At 61.5% G+C, this 19548-nt stretch carries 13 protein-coding genes; 8 read left to right on the top strand and 5 right to left on the bottom strand.

Annotated elements, in window-relative coordinates; translation table 11 throughout:
- Positions 1–139 precede the first annotated feature (139 nt).
- The 8 genes from AS136_RS06880 to yegS all read left to right on the top strand — a co-directional run bounded on the left by AS136_RS06880 (position 140) and on the right by yegS (position 14030).
- Positions 140–1378, top strand: a complete 1239-nt coding sequence (locus tag AS136_RS06880; protein WP_012541067.1) for an MdtA/MuxA family multidrug efflux RND transporter periplasmic adaptor subunit — start codon at positions 140–142, stop codon at positions 1376–1378.
- A complete protein-coding gene (locus tag AS136_RS06885) occupies positions 1378–4500 on the top strand; it encodes an MdtB/MuxB family multidrug efflux RND transporter permease subunit (RefSeq protein WP_049152700.1) in 3123 nt (1040 codons plus the stop codon). The genes AS136_RS06880 and AS136_RS06885 overlap by 1 nt, the downstream gene beginning before the upstream one ends.
- Entirely contained in the window at positions 4501–7578 is a 3078-nt protein-coding gene (mdtC, locus tag AS136_RS06890; RefSeq protein WP_023322986.1) for a multidrug efflux RND transporter permease subunit MdtC, read from the top strand. It abuts the gene before it with no gap.
- Position 7579: 1 nt separating this feature from the next.
- Positions 7580–8995 (top strand): MFS transporter, encoded by a 1416-nt coding sequence (gene mdtD, locus AS136_RS06895; RefSeq protein ID WP_032740107.1) that lies wholly within the window; start codon positions 7580–7582, stop codon positions 8993–8995.
- Positions 8992–10494, top strand: coding sequence for an envelope stress sensor histidine kinase BaeS (gene baeS, locus AS136_RS06900; protein WP_008804077.1), 1503 nt, complete (start codon positions 8992–8994; stop codon positions 10492–10494). The genes mdtD and baeS overlap by 4 nt, the downstream gene beginning before the upstream one ends.
- Entirely contained in the window at positions 10491–11213 is a 723-nt protein-coding gene (gene baeR, locus AS136_RS06905) for an envelope stress response regulator BaeR (RefSeq protein ID WP_004201558.1), read from the top strand. Before baeS ends, baeR begins: the two co-directional genes overlap by 4 nt.
- 316 nt (positions 11214–11529) lie before the next feature.
- Positions 11530–12891: a prephenate-dependent tRNA uridine(34) hydroxylase TrhP gene (gene trhP, locus AS136_RS06910; protein ID WP_008804076.1), complete on the top strand. Its 1362-nt coding sequence runs from the start codon at positions 11530–11532 to the stop codon at positions 12889–12891.
- Between the two features lie 242 nt (positions 12892–13133).
- Complete coding sequence (gene yegS / locus AS136_RS06915) at positions 13134–14030, top strand: lipid kinase YegS (RefSeq protein WP_008804075.1); 897 nt, start codon at positions 13134–13136, stop codon at positions 14028–14030.
- A 239-nt stretch (positions 14031–14269) separates the two neighbouring features.
- On the opposite strand, the gene AS136_RS06920 is transcribed toward yegS, so the two are convergent.
- The 5 genes from AS136_RS06920 to AS136_RS06940 are packed head-to-tail and all read right to left on the bottom strand — an operon-like array spanning position 14270 to position 19447.
- Positions 14270–15043, bottom strand: a complete 774-nt coding sequence (locus tag AS136_RS06920) for an ABC transporter ATP-binding protein (protein WP_016161506.1) — start codon at positions 15041–15043, stop codon at positions 14270–14272.
- 10 nt (positions 15044–15053) lie between these two features.
- The gene (locus AS136_RS06925) at positions 15054–15917 is read right to left on the bottom strand and encodes an ABC transporter ATP-binding protein (protein WP_023323012.1); all 864 of its coding nucleotides are present in this window, start codon (positions 15915–15917) and stop codon (positions 15054–15056) included.
- Positions 15889–16794: an ABC transporter permease gene (locus AS136_RS06930; protein WP_023323013.1), complete on the bottom strand. Its 906-nt coding sequence runs from the start codon at positions 16792–16794 to the stop codon at positions 15889–15891. Before AS136_RS06930 ends, AS136_RS06925 begins: the two co-directional genes overlap by 29 nt.
- Positions 16791–17828 carry an ABC transporter permease gene (locus AS136_RS06935; protein WP_004149062.1) on the bottom strand — a complete coding sequence of 346 codons (1038 nt, stop codon included), beginning with the start codon at positions 17826–17828 and terminating at the stop codon, positions 16791–16793. The genes AS136_RS06930 and AS136_RS06935 overlap by 4 nt, the downstream gene beginning before the upstream one ends.
- Positions 17825–19447, bottom strand: coding sequence for an ABC transporter substrate-binding protein (locus AS136_RS06940; RefSeq protein WP_063266726.1), 1623 nt, complete (start codon positions 19445–19447; stop codon positions 17825–17827). Before AS136_RS06940 ends, AS136_RS06935 begins: the two co-directional genes overlap by 4 nt.
- Positions 19448–19548 lie beyond the last annotated feature (101 nt).

The raw sequence follows: 19548 nt of genomic DNA on the forward strand, positions 1-19548 counted from the left end.
CCAACGAGACCGCCCGGCGTCGCGGCGGTTATCCAGACATTTCTCAACCTTCTTTTCATAATTCCTCCATTTTTACGGCCCCTTCCCTCACTAAACTAGTATCATTCAGCGAAACGCTTCAGGATGAGACCGTAAACTAATGAAAGGCAGTAACATACGTCGTTGGGGCGCCGCGCTGGCGGTAGTGATTATCGCCGGAGCCGCCTACTGGTTCTGGCACGATCGTGGCACGAGCGGCAGCAGCGCTCCCGCAGCGGGACAAGGCCCGCAGGGGCCGGGCGGCGCGCGTCATGGCCGTTTCGGCGGCGCGCTGGCGCCGGTGCAGGCGGCGACCGCGACCGAACAAGCGGTGCCGCGCTATCTCACCGGGCTGGGTACCGTGACGGCGGCCAATACCGTGACCGTGCGCAGCCGGGTCGACGGCCAGCTACTGAGCCTTCACTTCCAGGAGGGACAGCAGGTCAAAGCCGGCGATCTGCTGGCGCAGATCGACCCCAGCCAGTTTAAAGTCGCCCTCGCCCAGGCGCAGGGTCAGCTGGCGAAAGATAACGCCACCCTGGCGAACGCCCGCCGCGATCTCGCCCGTTACCAGCAGCTGGTGAAAACCAACCTCGTCTCCCGCCAGGAGCTCGACACCCAGCAGTCGCTGGTGGTGGAATCCGCTGGCACCGTAAAGGCCGATGAAGCCGCCGTCGCCAGCGCCCAGCTGCAGCTCGACTGGACCCGCATCACCGCGCCGATTGACGGCCGCGTCGGCTTAAAGCAGGTGGATATTGGCAACCAGATCTCCAGCGGGGATACCACCGGGATTGTGGTTCTCACCCAGACGCACCCGATCGACGTGGTCTTCACCCTGCCGGAAAACAGCATCGCCACGGTGGTGCAGGCGCAGAAAGCGGGCAAAGCGCTCAGCGTCGAAGCCTGGGATCGCACCAATAAACAGAAAATTAGTGTCGGCGAGCTGCTGAGTCTCGACAACCAGATCGATGCCACCACCGGGACCATCAAGCTGAAGGCGCGCTTCAGCAATCTGGACGACGCGCTGTTCCCCAACCAGTTCGTTAACGCCCGCCTGCTGGTGGATACCGAAGAGAACGCGGTGGTGATCCCCGCCGCCGCCCTGCAGATGGGCAACGAAGGGCATTTTGTGTGGGTGCTGAACGACGAGAACAAGGTCAGCAAACACAGCGTGACGCCCGGCATCCAGGACAGCCAGAAAGTGGTCATCAGCGCCGGGCTTTCTGCCGGGGATCGCGTGGTCACTGACGGGATTGACCGCTTGACCGAGGGGGCAAAGGTGGAAGTTGTCACCGCCAGCGGCAGCGAGCAGGCGCAGCCCGCTCCGCGCCAGAGCGGTAAACACGGAGCGCGTTCCTGATGCAGGTGTTACCCCCAGGCCGCACCGGCGGCCCGTCCCGGCTGTTTATTATGCGTCCGGTCGCCACCACTTTGCTGATGGTGGCGATCCTGTTAGCCGGGATCATCGGCTACCGCTTCCTGCCGGTCTCCGCCCTGCCGGAGGTCGATTACCCGACCATCCAGGTGGTTACCCTCTATCCGGGCGCCAGCCCGGACGTGGTGACCTCCGCTATCACCGCCCCGCTGGAGCGCCAGTTCGGCCAGATGTCCGGCCTTAAGCAGATGTCGTCGCAAAGCTCTGGCGGCGCCTCGGTAGTCACGCTGCAGTTCCAGCTGACCCTGCCGCTGGACGTCGCCGAGCAGGAAGTGCAGGCGGCCATTAACGCCGCCACCAACCTGCTGCCGAGCGATCTGCCCAACCCGCCGGTGTACAGCAAGGTGAACCCGGCGGATCCGCCGATCATGACCCTCGCCGTCACCTCCTCCGCGATCCCGATGACCCAGGTAGAGGACATGGTGGAGACCCGGGTGGCGCAGAAGATCTCCCAGGTTTCCGGCGTCGGTCTGGTGACCCTCGCCGGCGGCCAGCGCCCGGCGGTGCGGGTGAAGCTTAACGCCCAGGCCATCGCCGCCCTCGGCCTGACCAGCGAAACCGTGCGTACCGCTATCACCAGCGCCAACGTTAACTCGGCGAAAGGCAGCCTCGACGGCCCGGCCCGCGCGGTGACGCTTTCCGCTAACGATCAGATGCAGTCCGCTGAGGATTATCGCCGGCTGATTATCGCTTATCAGAACGGGGCGCCGATCCGTCTCGGCGATGTCGCCAGCGTCGAACAAGGGGCCGAAAACAGCTGGCTCGGGGCGTGGGCCAACCAGCAGCGGGCCATCGTGATGAACGTTCAGCGTCAGCCGGGGGCCAACATCATCGACACCGCCGACAGCATTCGCCAGATGCTGCCGCAGCTCACCGAGAGCCTGCCGAAATCGGTGAAGGTGCAGGTCCTCTCCGACCGGACCACCAACATTCGCGCCTCGGTGCGCGACACCCAGTTTGAGCTGATGCTGGCCATCGCCCTGGTGGTGATGATCATCTATCTGTTCCTGCGCAACGTCCCGGCGACCATTATTCCCGGCGTCGCGGTGCCGCTGTCGCTGGTGGGCACTTTCGCGGTGATGGTGTTCCTCGACTTCTCGATCAACAACCTGACGCTGATGGCCCTGACCATCGCCACCGGCTTTGTGGTGGATGATGCCATCGTGGTGATCGAGAACATCTCGCGCTATATCGAAAAAGGCGAGAAGCCGCTGGCCGCCGCGCTGAAAGGCGCCGGGGAAATCGGCTTCACCATTATCTCCCTCACCTTCTCGCTGATCGCGGTGCTGATCCCGCTGCTGTTTATGGGCGATATCGTCGGCCGTCTGTTCCGCGAATTCGCCGTCACCCTTGCCGTCGCTATTCTTATCTCAGCGGTGGTCTCCCTGACTCTGACGCCGATGATGTGCGCCCGCATGTTAAGCCACGAATCGCTGCGCAAGCAGAACCGTTTCTCCCGGGCCAGCGAGCGTTTCTTCGAACGGGTGATCGCCGTCTATGGCCGCTGGCTGGGCCGGGTGCTGAACCATCCGTGGCTGACGCTCGGCGTCGCGCTGAGCACCCTGGCGCTGTCGATAATCCTGTGGGTCTTTATCCCGAAAGGCTTCTTCCCGATCCAGGATAACGGCATTATTCAGGGCACCCTCCAGGCGCCGCAGTCGGTCTCTTTCGCCAGCATGGCCGAGCGCCAGCGGCAGGTGGCCAGCATTATCCTTAAGGATCCGGCCGTGGAGAGCCTGACCTCGTTCGTCGGCGTCGACGGCACCAACCCGGCGCTGAACAGCGCCCGTCTGCAGATCAACCTCAAGCCGCTGGATGAACGCGATGACCGCGTCCAGACGGTGATTAGCCGCCTGCAGCAGGCGGTGGACGGCGTCCCGGGCGTGGCGCTCTACCTGCAGCCGACCCAGGATCTGACCATCGACACCACGGTGAGCCGCACCCAGTACCAGTTCACCCTGCAGGCAAACTCCCTCGAGGCGCTGAGTACCTGGGTGCCGCCGCTGCTCAGCCGCCTGCAGGCCCAGCCGCAGCTGGCCGACGTCAGCAGCGACTGGCAGGACAAAGGCCTGGCCGCCTATATCAAGGTGGATCGCGACAGCGCCAGCCGCCTTGGCATCTCAATGGCCGATGTCGATAACGCGCTGTACAACGCCTTCGGCCAGCGGCTGATCTCCACCATTTACACTCAGGCGAATCAGTATCGCGTGGTGCTCGAGCAGGATACCGAGGCGACGCCGGGCCTGGCGGCGCTGGATAATATCCGCCTGACCAGCAGCGACGGCGGCATCGTGCCGCTGACCGCCATCGCCACGGTGGAGCAGCGCTTTACCCCGCTGTCGGTGAACCACCTCGATCAGTTCCCGGTGACCACCATCTCGTTTAACGTCCCGGACAACTATTCGCTGGGCGAAGCGGTGGACGCGATCCTCGCCGCCGAACAGTCGCTGGATTTCCCGACCGATATCCGCACCCAGTTCCAGGGCAGCTCGCTGGCCTTCCAGTCGGCGCTCGGCAGCACCGTCTGGCTGGTGGTCGCCGCGGTGGTGGCGATGTATATCGTGCTGGGGGTGCTGTATGAAAGCTTTATCCATCCGATCACGATCCTCTCCACCCTGCCCACCGCCGGGGTCGGGGCGCTACTGGCGCTGTGGCTGGCGGGCAGCGAGCTGGATGTGATCGCCATCATCGGCATCATTCTGCTGATCGGCATCGTGAAGAAGAACGCCATCATGATGATCGACTTCGCGCTGGCCGCCGAACGCGAGCAGGGCATGCCGCCGCGGGAAGCGATCTACCAGGCCTGCCTGCTGCGTTTTCGGCCGATCCTGATGACGACCCTCGCCGCCCTGCTCGGCGCCCTGCCGCTGATGCTGAGCACCGGCGTCGGCGCGGAGCTGCGGCGTCCGCTGGGGATCGGCATGGTCGGCGGTCTGATGCTCAGCCAGGTGCTGACCCTGTTCACCACCCCGGTGATCTATCTGCTGTTCGACCGCCTGTCGCTGCACCTGAAGCGCCGCTTCCCGCGTCAGGAAGAGGAGGCGTAAGTGAAGTTTTTCGCCCTCTTCATTTACCGCCCGGTGGCGACGATCCTCATCTCGCTGGCCATCACCCTGTGCGGCATTCTCGGCTTCCGGCTGCTGCCGGTAGCCCCGCTGCCGCAGGTGGACTTCCCGGTGATCATGGTTAGCGCCTCGCTGCCGGGAGCCTCCCCGGAAACCATGGCCTCGTCGGTGGCCACCCCGCTGGAACGCTCCCTGGGACGGATAGCCGGGGTCAATGAGATGACCTCCTCCAGTTCGCTGGGCAGTACGCGCATCATTCTTGAGTTTAACTTCGACCGCGATATCAACGGCGCGGCGCGCGACGTTCAGGCGGCGATCAACGCCGCGCAAAGCCTGCTGCCGAGCGGGATGCCCAGCCGGCCGACCTACCGCAAAGCCAACCCGTCCGATGCGCCGATCATGATCCTGACGCTGACCTCGGACACCTACTCCCAGGGTGAGCTGTATGATTTCGCCTCCACCCAGCTGGCGCAGACCATCGCGCAGATCGACGGCGTGGGTGATGTCGACGTCGGCGGCAGCTCCCTGCCGGCGGTGCGCGTCGACCTCAACCCGCAGGCGCTGTTCAACCAGGGCGTGTCGCTGGACGCGGTGCGCACCGCCATCAGCGACGCTAACGTGCGCAAACCGCAGGGGGCGCTGGAGGACAGCGCGCACCGCTGGCAGGTGCAGACCAACGATGAGCTGAAGACCGCCGCCGACTATCAGCCGCTGATCGTCCACTACCAGAATGGCGCCGCAGTGCGACTGGGGGATGTCGCCACCGTCTCGGATTCGGTGCAGGACGTGCGCAACGCCGGGATGACCAACGCCAAACCGGCGATCCTGCTGATGATCCGCAAACTGCCGGAAGCCAATATTATCCAGACAGTGGACAGCATCCGCGCCCGCCTGCCGGAGCTGCAGCAGACCATTCCGGCGGCTATCGACCTGCAGATCGCCCAGGACCGCTCGCCGACCATCCGCGCTTCGCTGGAGGAGGTGGAGCAGACGCTGGTGATATCGGTGGCGCTGGTGATCCTCGTGGTATTCCTGTTCCTGCGCTCGGGGCGCGCCACGCTGATCCCGGCCGTCGCCGTCCCGGTTTCCTTAATCGGCACCTTCGCCGCGATGTATTTGTGCGGCTTCAGCCTCAATAACCTGTCGCTGATGGCTCTGACCATCGCCACCGGCTTCGTGGTGGATGACGCTATCGTGGTGCTGGAGAATATCTCCCGCCATCTGGAAGCGGGGATGAAACCTCTGCAGGCGGCGCTGCAGGGGAGCCGCGAGGTCGGCTTTACCGTGCTGTCGATGAGCCTGTCGCTGGTGGCGGTGTTTCTGCCGCTGCTGCTGATGGGCGGCCTGCCCGGCCGCCTGCTGCGCGAGTTCGCCGTCACCCTGTCGGTGGCGATCGGCATCTCGCTGGCGGTGTCCCTCACCCTGACGCCGATGATGTGCGGCTGGCTGCTGAAAAGCGGTAAGCCCCACCAGCCGACGCGCAACCGCGGCTTTGGCCGCCTGCTGGTGGCCGTGCAGGGCGGCTATGGGAAATCGTTAAAATGGGTGCTCAGGCACAGCCGGCTGACCGGCCTGGTGGTGCTCGGCACCATCGCCCTCAGCGTCTGGCTCTACATTTCGATCCCGAAAACCTTCTTCCCGGAGCAGGACACCGGGGTGCTGATGGGCGGCATTCAGGCCGACCAGAGCATCTCCTTCCAGGCGATGCGCGGCAAGCTGCAGGACTTTATGAAGATCATTCGTGAAGATCCGGCGGTGGATAACGTCACCGGCTTTACCGGTGGCTCGCGGGTCAACAGCGGGATGATGTTTATCACCCTCAAGCCACGGGGCCAGCGCCACGAGACGGCGCAGCAGGTGATCGACCGGCTGCGCAAAAAGCTGGCCAACGAGCCCGGGGCCAACCTGTTCCTGATGGCGGTGCAGGATATTCGCGTCGGCGGCCGGCAGTCGAACGCCAGCTATCAGTACACCCTGCTGTCCGACGACCTGTCGGCGCTGCGCGAGTGGGAGCCGAAGATCCGCAAAGCGCTGGCGGCGCTGCCTGAGCTGGCGGACGTCAACTCGGATCAGCAGGACAATGGCGCCGAAATGGACCTGGTCTATGACCGGGACACGATGTCGCGCCTCGGCATCAGCGTCCAGGACGCCAACAACCTGCTGAACAACGCCTTCGGCCAGCGGCAAATCTCCACCATCTACCAGCCGCTCAACCAGTACAAGGTGGTGATGGAGGTGGATCCGGCCTACACCCAGGACGTCAGCGCCCTCGACAAGATGTTTGTTATCAACAGCGAGGGCAAGCCGATCCCGCTGGCTTATTTCGCCAAATGGCAGCCGGCCAACGCCCCGCTGTCGGTGAACCATCAGGGGCTGTCGGCGGCGTCCACTATCTCCTTTAACCTGCCCACCGGCCGCTCGCTGTCGGAAGCCAGCGACGCCATTAACCGCACGATGACCCAGCTCGGGGTGCCGTCGAGCGTGCGCGGCTCCTTTGCCGGTACCGCTCAGGTGTTTCAGCAGACCATGAACGCGCAGGTGATCCTGATCCTCGCGGCCATCGCCACGGTCTATATCGTGCTGGGGATGCTGTATGAGAGCTATGTGCATCCGTTGACCATCCTTTCAACGCTGCCCTCCGCCGGGGTGGGCGCCCTGCTGGCGCTGGAGATATTCGATGCCCCGTTCAGCCTAATCGCCCTTATCGGGATCATGTTATTAATTGGCATCGTGAAGAAAAACGCCATCATGATGGTTGATTTTGCCCTTGAGGCGCAGCGCACCGGCAATCTGGCGCCGGAAGAGGCGATTTTCCAGGCCTGCCTGCTGCGTTTCCGGCCGATTATGATGACCACCCTGGCGGCGCTGTTCGGCGCCCTGCCGCTGGTGCTCTCCGGGGGCGATGGCTCTGAGCTGCGCCAGCCGCTGGGGATCACCATCGTTGGCGGTCTGGTGATGAGCCAGCTGTTAACGCTCTACACCACGCCGGTGGTCTATCTTTTCTTTGACCGTCTGCGGTTGCGTTTTTCGCGTCACTCCTCTCAACCGGTAAGCGAATAACATGACAGACCTCCCGGCCAGCGTGCGCTGGCAGCTATGGATAGTGGCGTTCGGCTTCTTTATGCAGTCGCTGGACACCACCATCGTTAACACCGCCCTCCCCTCGATGGCCAAAAGCCTCGGGGAGAGCCCGCTGCATATGCATATGATCATCGTCTCCTATGTCCTGACGGTGGCGGTCATGCTGCCGGCCAGCGGCTGGCTGGCCGACAGGGTCGGGGTGCGCAATATCTTCTTCACCGCCATCGTGCTGTTTACCGCCGGGTCGCTGTTTTGCGCCCAGGCCAGCACCCTTGACCAGCTGGTGATGGCGCGGGTGCTGCAGGGGGTCGGCGGCGCGATGATGGTGCCGGTGGGTCGCCTGACGGTGATGAAGATCGTCCCACGCGATCAGTACATGGCGGCGATGACTTTCGTCACCCTGCCGGGCCAGGTTGGCCCGCTGCTCGGCCCGGCGCTGGGCGGGGTACTGGTGGAGTATGCCTCCTGGCACTGGATCTTCCTCATCAATATCCCGGTGGGGATCGTCGGCGCCATCGCCACCCTCTGCCTGATGCCCAACTACACTCTGCAGACCCGGCGCTTCGATCTCTCCGGCTTTCTGCTGCTGGCCGCCGGGATGGCGACCCTGACCCTGGCGCTGGACGGCCAGAAAGGGCTCGGTATATCGTCACGCTGGCTGGCGGGGCTGGTGGCCGTCGGCCTCGCCGCCCTGCTGCTGTACCTGTGGCACGCCCGCGGTAACGCCCGGGCGCTGTTCAGCCTCAACCTGTTTCGTAACCGCACCTTCTCCCTCGGCCTCGGCGGCAGCTTCGCCGGACGCATCGGCAGCGGCATGCTGCCGTTTATGACTCCGGTGTTTCTGCAGATTGGCCTCGGCTTCTCCCCCTTTCACGCCGGGCTGATGATGATCCCGATGGTGCTCGGCAGCATGGGCATGAAGCGGATCGTGGTCCAGGTGGTCAACCGCTTTGGCTACCGTCGGGTGCTGGTCGCCAGCACCCTGGGCCTGGCGGCGGTCAGTCTGCTGTTTATGTTTAGCGCCCTGGCCGGGTGGTATTACGCGTTGCCGCTGGTCCTGTTTCTGCAGGGGATGATCAACTCCAGCCGCTTCTCCTCAATGAATACCCTGACGCTGAAAGATCTCCCGGACGATCTGGCCAGCAGCGGCAACAGCCTGCTGTCGATGGTGATGCAGCTGTCGATGAGTATCGGCGTGACCATCGCCGGGCTGCTGCTGGGGCTGTATGGCCAGCAGCATATGAGCCTCGACGCCGCCAGCACCCATCAGGTCTTTCTCTATACCTATCTGAGCATGGCGGCGATCATCGCCCTCCCGGCGCTCATCTTTTCCCGGGTACCGGATGACGTCGGCAGCAATACCGTCATCCGTCGACGCAACAGGAGTGGATCGTGAAATTTTGGCGCCCGGGCATTACCGGTAAGCTGTTCCTCGCTATTTTCGCCACCTGCATCGTGCTGCTGATCAGCATGCACTGGGCGGTGCGTATCAGTTTCGAACGTGGGTTTATCGACTACATCAAGCGCGGTAATGAGCAGCGGTTAACCATGCTCAGCGACGCGCTGAGTGAGCAGTATGCCCAGCACGGCAGCTGGGCGTTTCTGCGCAACAACGACCGCTTTATCTTCCAGCTGCTGCGCACCTTCGAACGGGATAACGACGACCGTTCGCCGCCGGGACACGGCATGAAGCCGGGTCCGATGGAGGGTCAGGGGCCGGATGGGCCGCCTCCGGATGGGCCGCCAGACGGCTCCAGCGACACCCCGCCGCCGAGGCCGGAAATGCCGCCCCACGGCTGGCGCACCATGTTCTGGGTGGTCGATCAGTCGGGCCGCGTGCTGGTGGGGCCCCGTGAGCGCGTACCGGAGGACGGCACCCAGCGCAGCATTGTGGTCAACGGCGTGGAGGTAGGCAAGGTGATCGCCTCGCCGGTAGAGCGGCTGACGCGCAATACCGATATTAACTTCGACCGGCAGCAAAAGCGTACCAGCTGGCTGATTGTCGCCCTTGCCACCCTGCTTGCCGCGCTGGCCACTTTCCCGCTGGCCCGCGGCCTGCTGGCGCCGGTGAAGCGGCTGGTGGAAGGCACCCATAAGCTGGCGGCGGGCGACTTTTCCACCCGCGTGACAGTGACCGGCGGCGACGAGCTCGGCCGCCTGGCGCAGGATTTTAACCAGCTCGCCAGCACCCTGGAGCGTAACCAGCAGATGCGTCGCGATCTGATGGCCGATATCTCCCATGAACTGCGCACTCCGCTGGCGGTGCTGCGCGGCGAGCTGGAGGCGATTCAGGACGGAGTCCGGCGCTTCACCCCCGAGTCCATCCCCTCCCTGCAGGCCGAGGTGGCTACCCTCACCAAGCTGGTGGACGACCTCCATCAGCTGTCGATGTCCGATGAGGGGGCGCTGGCCTACCAGAAAACGTCGCTGGATATCATCACCCTGCTGGAGGTGGCCGCGGGCGCTTTTCGCGAGCGCTTCGCCAGCCGGCAGCTGAGCATTCAGGTGTCGCTCCCCGAGCAGGCGATGATCTTCGGCGACCGCGACCGCCTGATGCAGCTCTTCAACAATCTGCTGGAGAACAGCCTGCGCTATACCGACAGCGGCGGCAGCCTGCACATCACCGCCCGCCGCAGCGGCCGGATGCTGGTGATTGACTTCGCCGACAGCGCCCCCGGCGTCAGCGATGAGCAGCTGGCCCGCCTGTGCGAGCGCTTTTACCGGGCGGAAGGATCGCGCAATCGCGCCAGCGGCGGCTCCGGCCTCGGACTGGCGATTTGCCTCAATATTGTCGCGGCCCACGGCGGCACCCTGCGTGCCGACCATTCGCCTTTTGGCGGGGTTAGCATTAAAGTTGAGTTACCTCTGGAACATGATTTACCGAGAGACGTATGACTGAATTGCCTGTAGATGAAAACACCCCACGCATTCTTATCGTGGAAGATGAACCGAAGCTCGGCCAGCTACTGATTGATTATCTGCAAGCCGCCGGCTATGCGCCTACGCTGATTAACCACGGTGACAAGGTCCTGCCCTACGTTCGGCAGACGCCGCCGCACCTGATCCTGCTGGACCTGATGCTGCCCGGCACCGACGGTTTAACGCTGTGCCGGGAAATTCGCCGCTTCTCCGATGTTCCGGTGGTGATGGTGACGGCGAAAATCGAAGAGATCGACCGACTGCTGGGGCTGGAAATTGGCGCCGACGACTATATCTGCAAGCCCTACAGCCCGCGGGAAGTGGTCGCCCGGGTGAAAACCATTCTTCGCCGCTGCAAGCCGCAGCGCGATCTGCAGGCTCTGGACGCCCAGAGCCCGCTGATTGTCGACGAAGGTCGTTTTCAGGCCTCCTGGCGCGACAAGCTGCTGGACCTCACTCCCGCCGAGTTCCGGCTGCTGAAAACCCTCTCCCAGGAGCCGGGCAAGGTCTTCTCCCGCGAACAGTTGCTCAACCATCTGTATGACGATTATCGGGTAGTCACCGACCGCACCATCGACAGCCACATCAAAAACCTGCGGCGCAAGCTGGAGGCGCTGGACGCCGAGCAGTCGTTTATTCGCGCGGTGTATGGCGTTGGCTATCGCTGGGAAGCAGACGCCTGCCGACTGGCGTAGTTAGCCTTTTCCCGGCTCGCGCTGCGCTTAGCCGGGCTACACGTTCACCGCCCTCTGCACACCGTAGCCCGGGTAAGGTGTTTACGCCGCAACCCGGGGAACTCCAGAGCCTATCCCACCAGGCGTTATGAGTGCTGTCAGTATGAGCACTGCCCAGGTTCAAAATGGCAAACAAATTAGCCATACTGAAAGATACCCATCTGATATTTACTCCCCTTCGCCGCGGCGCTACAATGCCCGCCCTTAATGTGGGGACACTCCCCAACTCGCCGCACCAGGTGCGGCGAATCTGACCTGTCATCAGAACGAGAACACCATGTTTAAACCAGAACTCCTCTCCCCGGCGGGAACGCTGAAGAATATGCGTTACGCTTTCGCCTATGGCGCCGATGCCGTTTATGCCGGCCAGCCGCGCTACTCGCTGCGCGTGCGTAACAACGAATTCAATCACGAAAATCTGCAGCTCGGCATCAATGAAGCCCACGCGCTGGGTAAAAAATTCTATGTGGTGGTCAACATCGCCCCGCATAACGCCAAGCTGAAAACGTTTATTCGCGATCTGAAGCCGGTGGTGGAGATGGGGCCGGACGCGCTGATCATGTCCGATCCGGGTTTAATCATGCTGGTGCGGGAACACTTCCCGGAGATGCCGATCCATCTTTCAGTGCAGGCTAACGCCGTCAACTGGGCGACGGTCAAATTCTGGCAGCAGATGGGGCTCACCCGGGTGATCCTGTCGCGTGAACTGTCGCTGGATGAAATCGAAGAGATTCGCCGCCAGGTGCCGGAGATGGAGATTGAGATTTTCGTCCACGGCGCGCTGTGCATGGCCTACTCCGGCCGCTGCCTGCTCTCCGGGTATATCAACAAGCGCGACCCGAACCAGGGGACCTGCACCAACGCCTGCCGCTGGGAATACAACGTGGCGGAAGGCAAAGAGGACGACGTCGGTAACATCGTCCACAAATATGAGCCGATCCCGGTGCAGACCGTGGAGCCCACCCTCGGCATCGGCGCGCCGACCGATAAAGTCTTTATGATTGAGGAAGCCAAACGTCCGGGCGAGTACATGACCGCCTTTGAGGACGAGCACGGCACCTACATCATGAACTCGAAAGATCTGCGGGCTATCGCCCACGTTGAGCGTCTGACCCAGATGGGCGTTCACTCGCTGAAGATCGAAGGCCGCACCAAATCCTTCTACTACTGCGCGCGTACCGCCCAGGTTTACCGCAAGGCCATCGACGATGCCGCCGCCGGCAAACCGTTCGATACCAGCCTGCTGGAGACCCTGGAAGGACTGGCCCATCGCGGGTACACCGAAGGCTTCCTGCGCCGCCATACCCATGACGATTATCAGAACTACGAGTACGGCTACTCCCTCTCCGAGCGCCAGCAGTTTGTCGGCGAATTCACCGGGGAGCGTAACGGCCCGCTGGCGGCCGTGGCGGTCAAAAATAAGTTCAGCGTCGGCGACAGCCTCGAGCTGATGACCCCGCAGGGTAACGTCAACTTCACCCTCGAGCATATGGAAAATGGCAAAGGTGAAGCCATGCCGGTGGCCCCGGGCGATGGTTATACCGTATGGTTGCCTGTGCCGGACGACCTGCCCCTGCAGTATGCGCTGCTGATGCGCAACTTTACTGGTCAGACAACCAGAAATCCGCACGGTAACTAGTTAATTTGCGTTATTTTTTCATGATGTAAGGATATTAGAATCGGATCACATACCGTTTCGATCGAAACAGGTATCATCCATTTCGCTGAAAAACATAACCCATAAATGCTAGTTGTACCAGGAACCACCTCCTTAGCCTGCGTAATCTCCCTTACGCGGGCTTATTTTTTTGCCTCTCCTCCGGTCTTCGCTTGCGTCATGCGGTACACTTTATGCAACATTAAGCAATAAAGGTTCCCTTGATGATGTCTACGTTTCCTGCCAGCTTACTGATCCTTAACGGCAAAGGTGCCAATGAACCGCAGTTACGCGAGGCGGTTAACCTGTTACGCGACGAAGGGATCGATATTCACGTCCGCGTCACCTGGGAAAAGGGCGATGCCGTGCGGTTTATCGATGAAGCCCTGCAGCTGAACGTTGAAACGGTGATCGCCGGCGGCGGCGACGGCACCATTAATGAAGTGGCGACCGCGCTGGTGGAGCGCGGTAGCAAGATGGCGCTGGGGATTTTACCGCTGGGCACGGCCAACGACTTTGCCACCAGCGTCGGCATTCCGCAGGATCTGGCCAGCGCCCTCAAGCTGGCGATCGTCGGCCGCGATGTGCCGATAGATATCGCCCGGGTGAATGATAAAACCGGCTTTATTAATATGGCGACCGGCGGGTTCGGCACCCGAATCACCACCGAAACGCCGGAAAAACTCAAAGCCGCGCTCGGCGGCGTCTCTTATTTAATCCATGGCCTGATGCGTATGGATACCCTGAAGCCAGACCGCTGCGAGATCCGCGGAGAGAACTTTCACTGGCAGGGCGATGCGCTGGTCATTGGCATCGGCAACGGCCGCCAGGCCGGCGGCGGCCAGCAGTTGTGCCCGGAGGCGTTGATTAACGATGGTTTGCTGCATCTGCGCATTTTCACCGGCGAAGAGCTGATCCCTGCCCTGTTCAGCACCCTGGCGAATCCGGAAAACTCGCCGAATATTGTTGACGGTGTCTCCTCATGGTTTGAGATCACCGCCCCCCATGAGATGACGTTTAACCTCGACGGCGAGCCGCTCAGCGGCAAAACCTTCCGCATGGAGCTGTTACCGGCGGCCCTGCGCTGCCGGCTGCCGCCCGACTGCCCGCTGCTACGTTGATCAGGCTTCGCAAAGCAAAGACGGCGCCCGGCTGGTATACAGCAGCCGGGTTCGTTGATTGAGCCTCTGAATGTTAAGGTAAAACGGCACCTGCGGCTGCAGGAAAAACCTGGGCAGGATATCGATCCAAACACCGCACTTACATTAATAGACGATATCTACAACCTCAAACTCACATAATATCAAATAATTACCCATTAAAATGGGCGCATCTGCCGTGAGACAATGCGCCATCAAGCTTAGTAGTCCGCCACCTCGCGCGCCATTTCGCGCGTATATTGCCGACTGGCGTTAACCAGCATCTGCGTATAGGCCGTCCGCGCCTCGCCGCTGACCAACGCATCGACCGTCAGGGTTTCGAGGATCTTCCCGTACTGCATCACCGCCACTTTCTGGCATAAGTGGGCAATAACCCCAAGATCGTGGGTGACCATCAGGTAAGTGAGCTTCGCCTCCCGCTGCAATTCCGCCAGCAGGTTAAGGATCTCAGCCTGCACCGACACATCCAGCGCCGACGTCGGCTCATCCAGCAGCAGCACCTGTGGCTCAAGAATCAGCGCTCTGGCTATCGCCACGCGCTGCCGCTGCCCGCCGGAGAGCTGATGCGGATAGCGCTCACGAAAAGCGCGGTTGAGGCCAACTTTATCAAGCAGCGCATTGATCCGCCGGTCGCGGTCATTGAAACGATGGATCTGCAGCGGCTCTTCGAGGATATCGCCAATGGTGTGACGGGGATGCAGCGATCCGTAGGGGTCCTGAAATACCATCTGCACCTGACGGCAGCGCTCGCGGCTAATTTCATGCCCTAAGGGCTGAGCATCGATGGTCAGTTCCCCCTGCCAGTGGGTAAACAGCCCCGCCAGGCACTTGAGCACCGTCGTTTTACCGGAACCGGACTCTCCTACCAGACCGTAGATCTCGCCGGGCTTAACGTGGAAACTGACGTCATACAGCACCTGGTTACGCTTCTCCCCCTCGCCAAACGCGAGGTTGAGATGTTGAACTTCAATCATTATCCGCTCCTTAATCCGTTAACCAGCTGGCCTGACGCTGCAGCACCGGCAGTATCGGGCGACGATGCTGCATATCCGGCAGCGAGTTAATCAATCCCTGAGTGTAGGGGTGACGGGCGTTATCGAGATCTTTAGCGGCGATGGACTCCACTACCCGTCCGGCGTACATCACCAGTACGCGGTCGCAGAAGCTGCGCACCAGGTTGATATCGTGGCTGATAAAAATCAGCCCCAGCCCGCGCGACTGAACCAGGTCATCCAACAGGCCCAGCACCTGCAGGCGCACCGACACGTCCAGCGCGGAGGTGGGCTCATCGGCAATGATCAGTTCCGGGTCGGTAATCAGCATCATGGCGATCATGATGCGCTGCCCCTGTCCGCCGGATATTTCATGCGGATAAAGCTGATAAACGCGCTCCGGCTGGCGAATACGCACCACCTCCAGCATCTCCAGCGCCCTGGCTTTCGCCTCATCTTTGCGCCCGGGATGATGAGTAAGCCAGGCCTCGGCGATTTGCTTACCCACGCAGACCACCGGATTAAGCGAATATTTCGGGTCCTGCATAATCATAGAGATACGTTTGCCGCGTACGCCGCGCATCTGCGCTTCGCTTAGATGCTGCAGATCGAGGTCGGCAAATTGCATCCGGCTGGCGCTGACGCGGGCCTTTTTCGGATGCAGCTGCAGCAGCGCGCGCCCAACGGTGGACTTACCCGAACCGGACTCGCCGACAATGGCCAGCTTCTCATGCCCCAGCTGGAAGGAGACGCCGCGCACGGCGTGGGTCACCGCGCTACTGTTAACAAAGTCGACGCACAAATCGCGCACGTCGAGCAGCGGTGCATTATTCACTACGGGGATCGAGGATGTCACGTAGGCCATCTCCTAAAAAGTTGAACGCTAAGCTATTGATCAGAATCGCCAGCCCCGGAATGGTTACGACCCACCAGCACTCCATCATATAAGTGCGCCCGCTGGAGATCATCGCTCCCCACTCCGGCTCTGGCGGCTGCGCGCCGAGGCCGAGAAAGCCGAGGCCGGCCGCGGTCAGAATGATCCCGGCCATATTCATGGTGATACGGATAATGACCGAGGGCAGACACAGCGGCACGATATGGCGCCAGAGGACGCGGGCCGATGAAGCGCCTTGCAGACGCACGGCGGAGATAAAATCGGCCTGGCGCAGAGAGAGCGTTTCGGCGCGCGCCAGACGGGCAATCGGCGGCCAGGCGGTCAGCGTGATGGCGATAACCACGTGCTCCAGCCCCGGTCCTAAAGCGGCGACAAACGCCAGCGCCAGGACCAGACTCGGGAAGGAGATGAAAATATCGGTGACGCGCATCAGCACCATATCGACTTTACCGCCGAAATAGCCAGCGCTGACGCCCAGCAGCAGCCCGAGCGGACCGACAGTCACCGAGACCAGCAGCACGATATAGAGCGTGATGCGGGAGCCGTACACCAAGCGACTAAAGATATCCCGGCCAAACTCATCGGTGCCGAACCAGTGCTGTGCATTCGGCGCGACCAGCGCACTATTCAGGTCCTGTACCAGCGGGTTATAAGGCGCAATCAGCGGCGCGAAAATCGCCACCACCAGCAGCAGAACGATAATTCCTCCGCCGATGGCCGTGAGCGGATTGCGCGCCATTTTGCCGATAAACCCGACGGCCCGCGCCGCCGCGCGTTGCAGCCGCTGACGGCCTTCGCCCGCACCGCCCGAAAGCGGCGAATCCAGAGAAACGGTCATGATTTTGTCCTCGGGTCAAAGAATTGATACAGCATGTCGGAGAGCAGGTTGAGCATCACGAAGATCACGCCCACCAGCAGCACGCAGCCCATCACCGCATTCATATCGCCCAACAGCAGGCTACCGGTAAGGTAGGAGCCGAAACCCGGCCATGAGAAGACGGTTTCAATCAGCACCGCGCCTTCCAGCAGCGCGCCGTAGGCCAGCGCCACCACCGTCAGCAGTTGCACGAGGATGTTACGAAACGCATGGTTCCAGATAACCTGACGCTCGGTCAGCCCTTTCACCCGCGCGGTAATAATGAACTCCTGCGACAGCTGGGCCAGCATAAAGCTGCGGGTCATACGGCTGATATAAGCCAGCGAGTGAAAACCCAGCAGCGAGGCGGGAAGAATCAGATGATTAATGGCGTTCCAGAACACCTGGCCGTTGCCAGCCAGCAGGGCATCAACGGTCATCAGGCCGGTGCGGCGCGGCACCACACCATCCAGCCCGAGATCTACCCTCCCGGCGCCGCCTACCCAGCCAAGCCAGGCATAGAACACCAGCAGTCCCATCATCCCGACCCAAAAGATCGGCGTCGAGTAGCCCGCCAGGCTGATAATGCGTACCACATAATCGGAGACGCTATTGCGCCGCGCCGCCGCCAGCACGCCCAGCGGAATACCAAGACCCGCGCCGACAATAATCGCCATCGTTGCCAGCTCCATGGTGGCCGGGAAGACGCGGATAATATCGTCCACCACCGGTTTCCCGGTCAGCAGCGCGTTGCCCAGATCGCCGTGCAACAGGTTGACGAAATAGATACCAAACTGGGTGGTCAGCGATTTATCAAACCCCAGCTGCTGGTAAACCTGCTGATAGGTGCTCTGGTCAGCATCCGGGCCGACAATCGCCAGCACTGGGTCGATGGGCATGACGCGGCCAATGGTAAAGGTCAGCAGCAGCAGGCCGAACAGCGTAATCACCACCTGCAGTAGCCGTTTTGATAAGCGCCGGCCGCGTGAGCCGGGCGCAAGGATTGCGGTACTCATCCTTTCTCTCCTTCGCGGACTTTATAGACGTCACGCAGAAAAGTGGTGGCGGAGGGGTGCGGCTGATACTCCCGTACCTCGTTGCGCACGACGACCGAATCAACCATCTGCGAAAGCGGAATTAAAGCCGGAACCAGCTGGTCGTAGCGTGTCTGGATGGCCTGGTAGTCAGCCACCTGTTTTTGCGGATCGCGTTCCAGCAGGGCCTGGTCAATCATCGTATTAAGCTGCGGGTCGTAAAAACCGGTACGCCAGCCCTGGAAGTTGGTCAGGCGCGCCTTATCGCTGTTATCCGGGTTATAGACCAGCGCGCGCAGGCTGGAGTGCGGATGCGGCTCCATCCCGCTGCCGCCGCGACCTACCAGCAGGTCAAATTTACGCTCACGCATCGCGCCGTAGATCTGGTTACCAGTGCCGGTGATGATTTTGGCGTTAATCCCCGCCTGCATCAGCGTCGACTGCACGGCGATAGCGATGTTAAGAAATGGCTGATCGGAGAGTACCCGCAGCGTGGTATCAAAGCCGTTGGGATATCCCGCTTCCGCCAGCAGCTTTTTCGCCCGCGCCACGTCCAGCTTATAGCCAGGGTCGGGCAGCGTGGATGGCATGCCCGCCTTAATCGGCCGCTGGTGCAGCACGCCGTAGCCCGGCATCAGCGCTTTATTGATACCCTGATAATCAATCAGATAGCGCACCGCCTCGCGCACTTTCGGATTGGCGAAGTGCGCCTCTTTCATGCTCATCGCCACGTAGTACATGGTGCCGCGCTGCACCGCATCGACGGTCAGCTGCGGGTCGCTGCGCAGGGCGTTGATATCGGAAACCGCCATGTTGTTGGCAATATCGAGGTCGCCTTTTTCGATCATCAGGCGCAGAGTTTGCGACTCCTTGAAATGGCGCAGCACCACGCGGCTCATTTTCGCCTCGCCGCGCCAGTAGTCAGGATTGCGCTTCATGCGCAGCACCTCTTTTGCCTGCCAGGTTTCCAGCGTAAACGGCCCGGAACCGGCTTCATGGGTGGTTAGCCAGCGGTTGCCCCAATCGTTATCCTGCTGGTGGCTTTGCACCGTTTTACTGTCCAGCACCCCGAGGTTGCCCAGCGCCGCCAGCGAGTAAATCACCAGCTGCGGATCGTTATCTTTGGGTAATACGATTTGCACCGTGAAGCGGTCCGGCGCGCTGACCTGGCTGTCGATATTTTTCTTACTGAAGCCATAGGATTTCCATACCGAGGCCTGGGCCAGGTTGAGGTGCAGGATACGCCGCATCGACCACACGACGTCGGCGGCGGTCAGCAGGTTACCGGAGTGAAACTTGACGTCGTCGCGCAGATGAAAGGTCAGGGTTTTGCCGTCGGGGCTGATATCCCAGGATTTCGCCAGCGCGGGCTTAACGGTGGTGAGCTGCTCAGGGTCCAGCTCCACCAGCGAGTCGTAGAGGTTGACCACGATCCCCACCACTTCGTTACCGGTCATCGCCGCCGGGTCAAGGGTGAGCAGGTTATTCATATTCATCCCGATGATCAGCTGGTCGGGCGGGGTTTTCGCCACCGCCTCTCCGCTCCCCATCGACATGGCGAGCGCGAGAGTACACGCTGCCAGTAAGGAGGTTTTTTTCATATCTCTGTTTGCCTGTACTGTAGGGTACATGTTGCCGGATGGCGGCATTTTCGCCTTATCCGGCCTACCGGGCCGCAGACCCGATAAGCGCAGCGCCATCG

The organism is Klebsiella sp. D5A (assembly GCF_001620885.1).
Lineage (GTDB): Bacteria > Pseudomonadota > Gammaproteobacteria > Enterobacterales > Enterobacteriaceae > Klebsiella > Klebsiella variicola.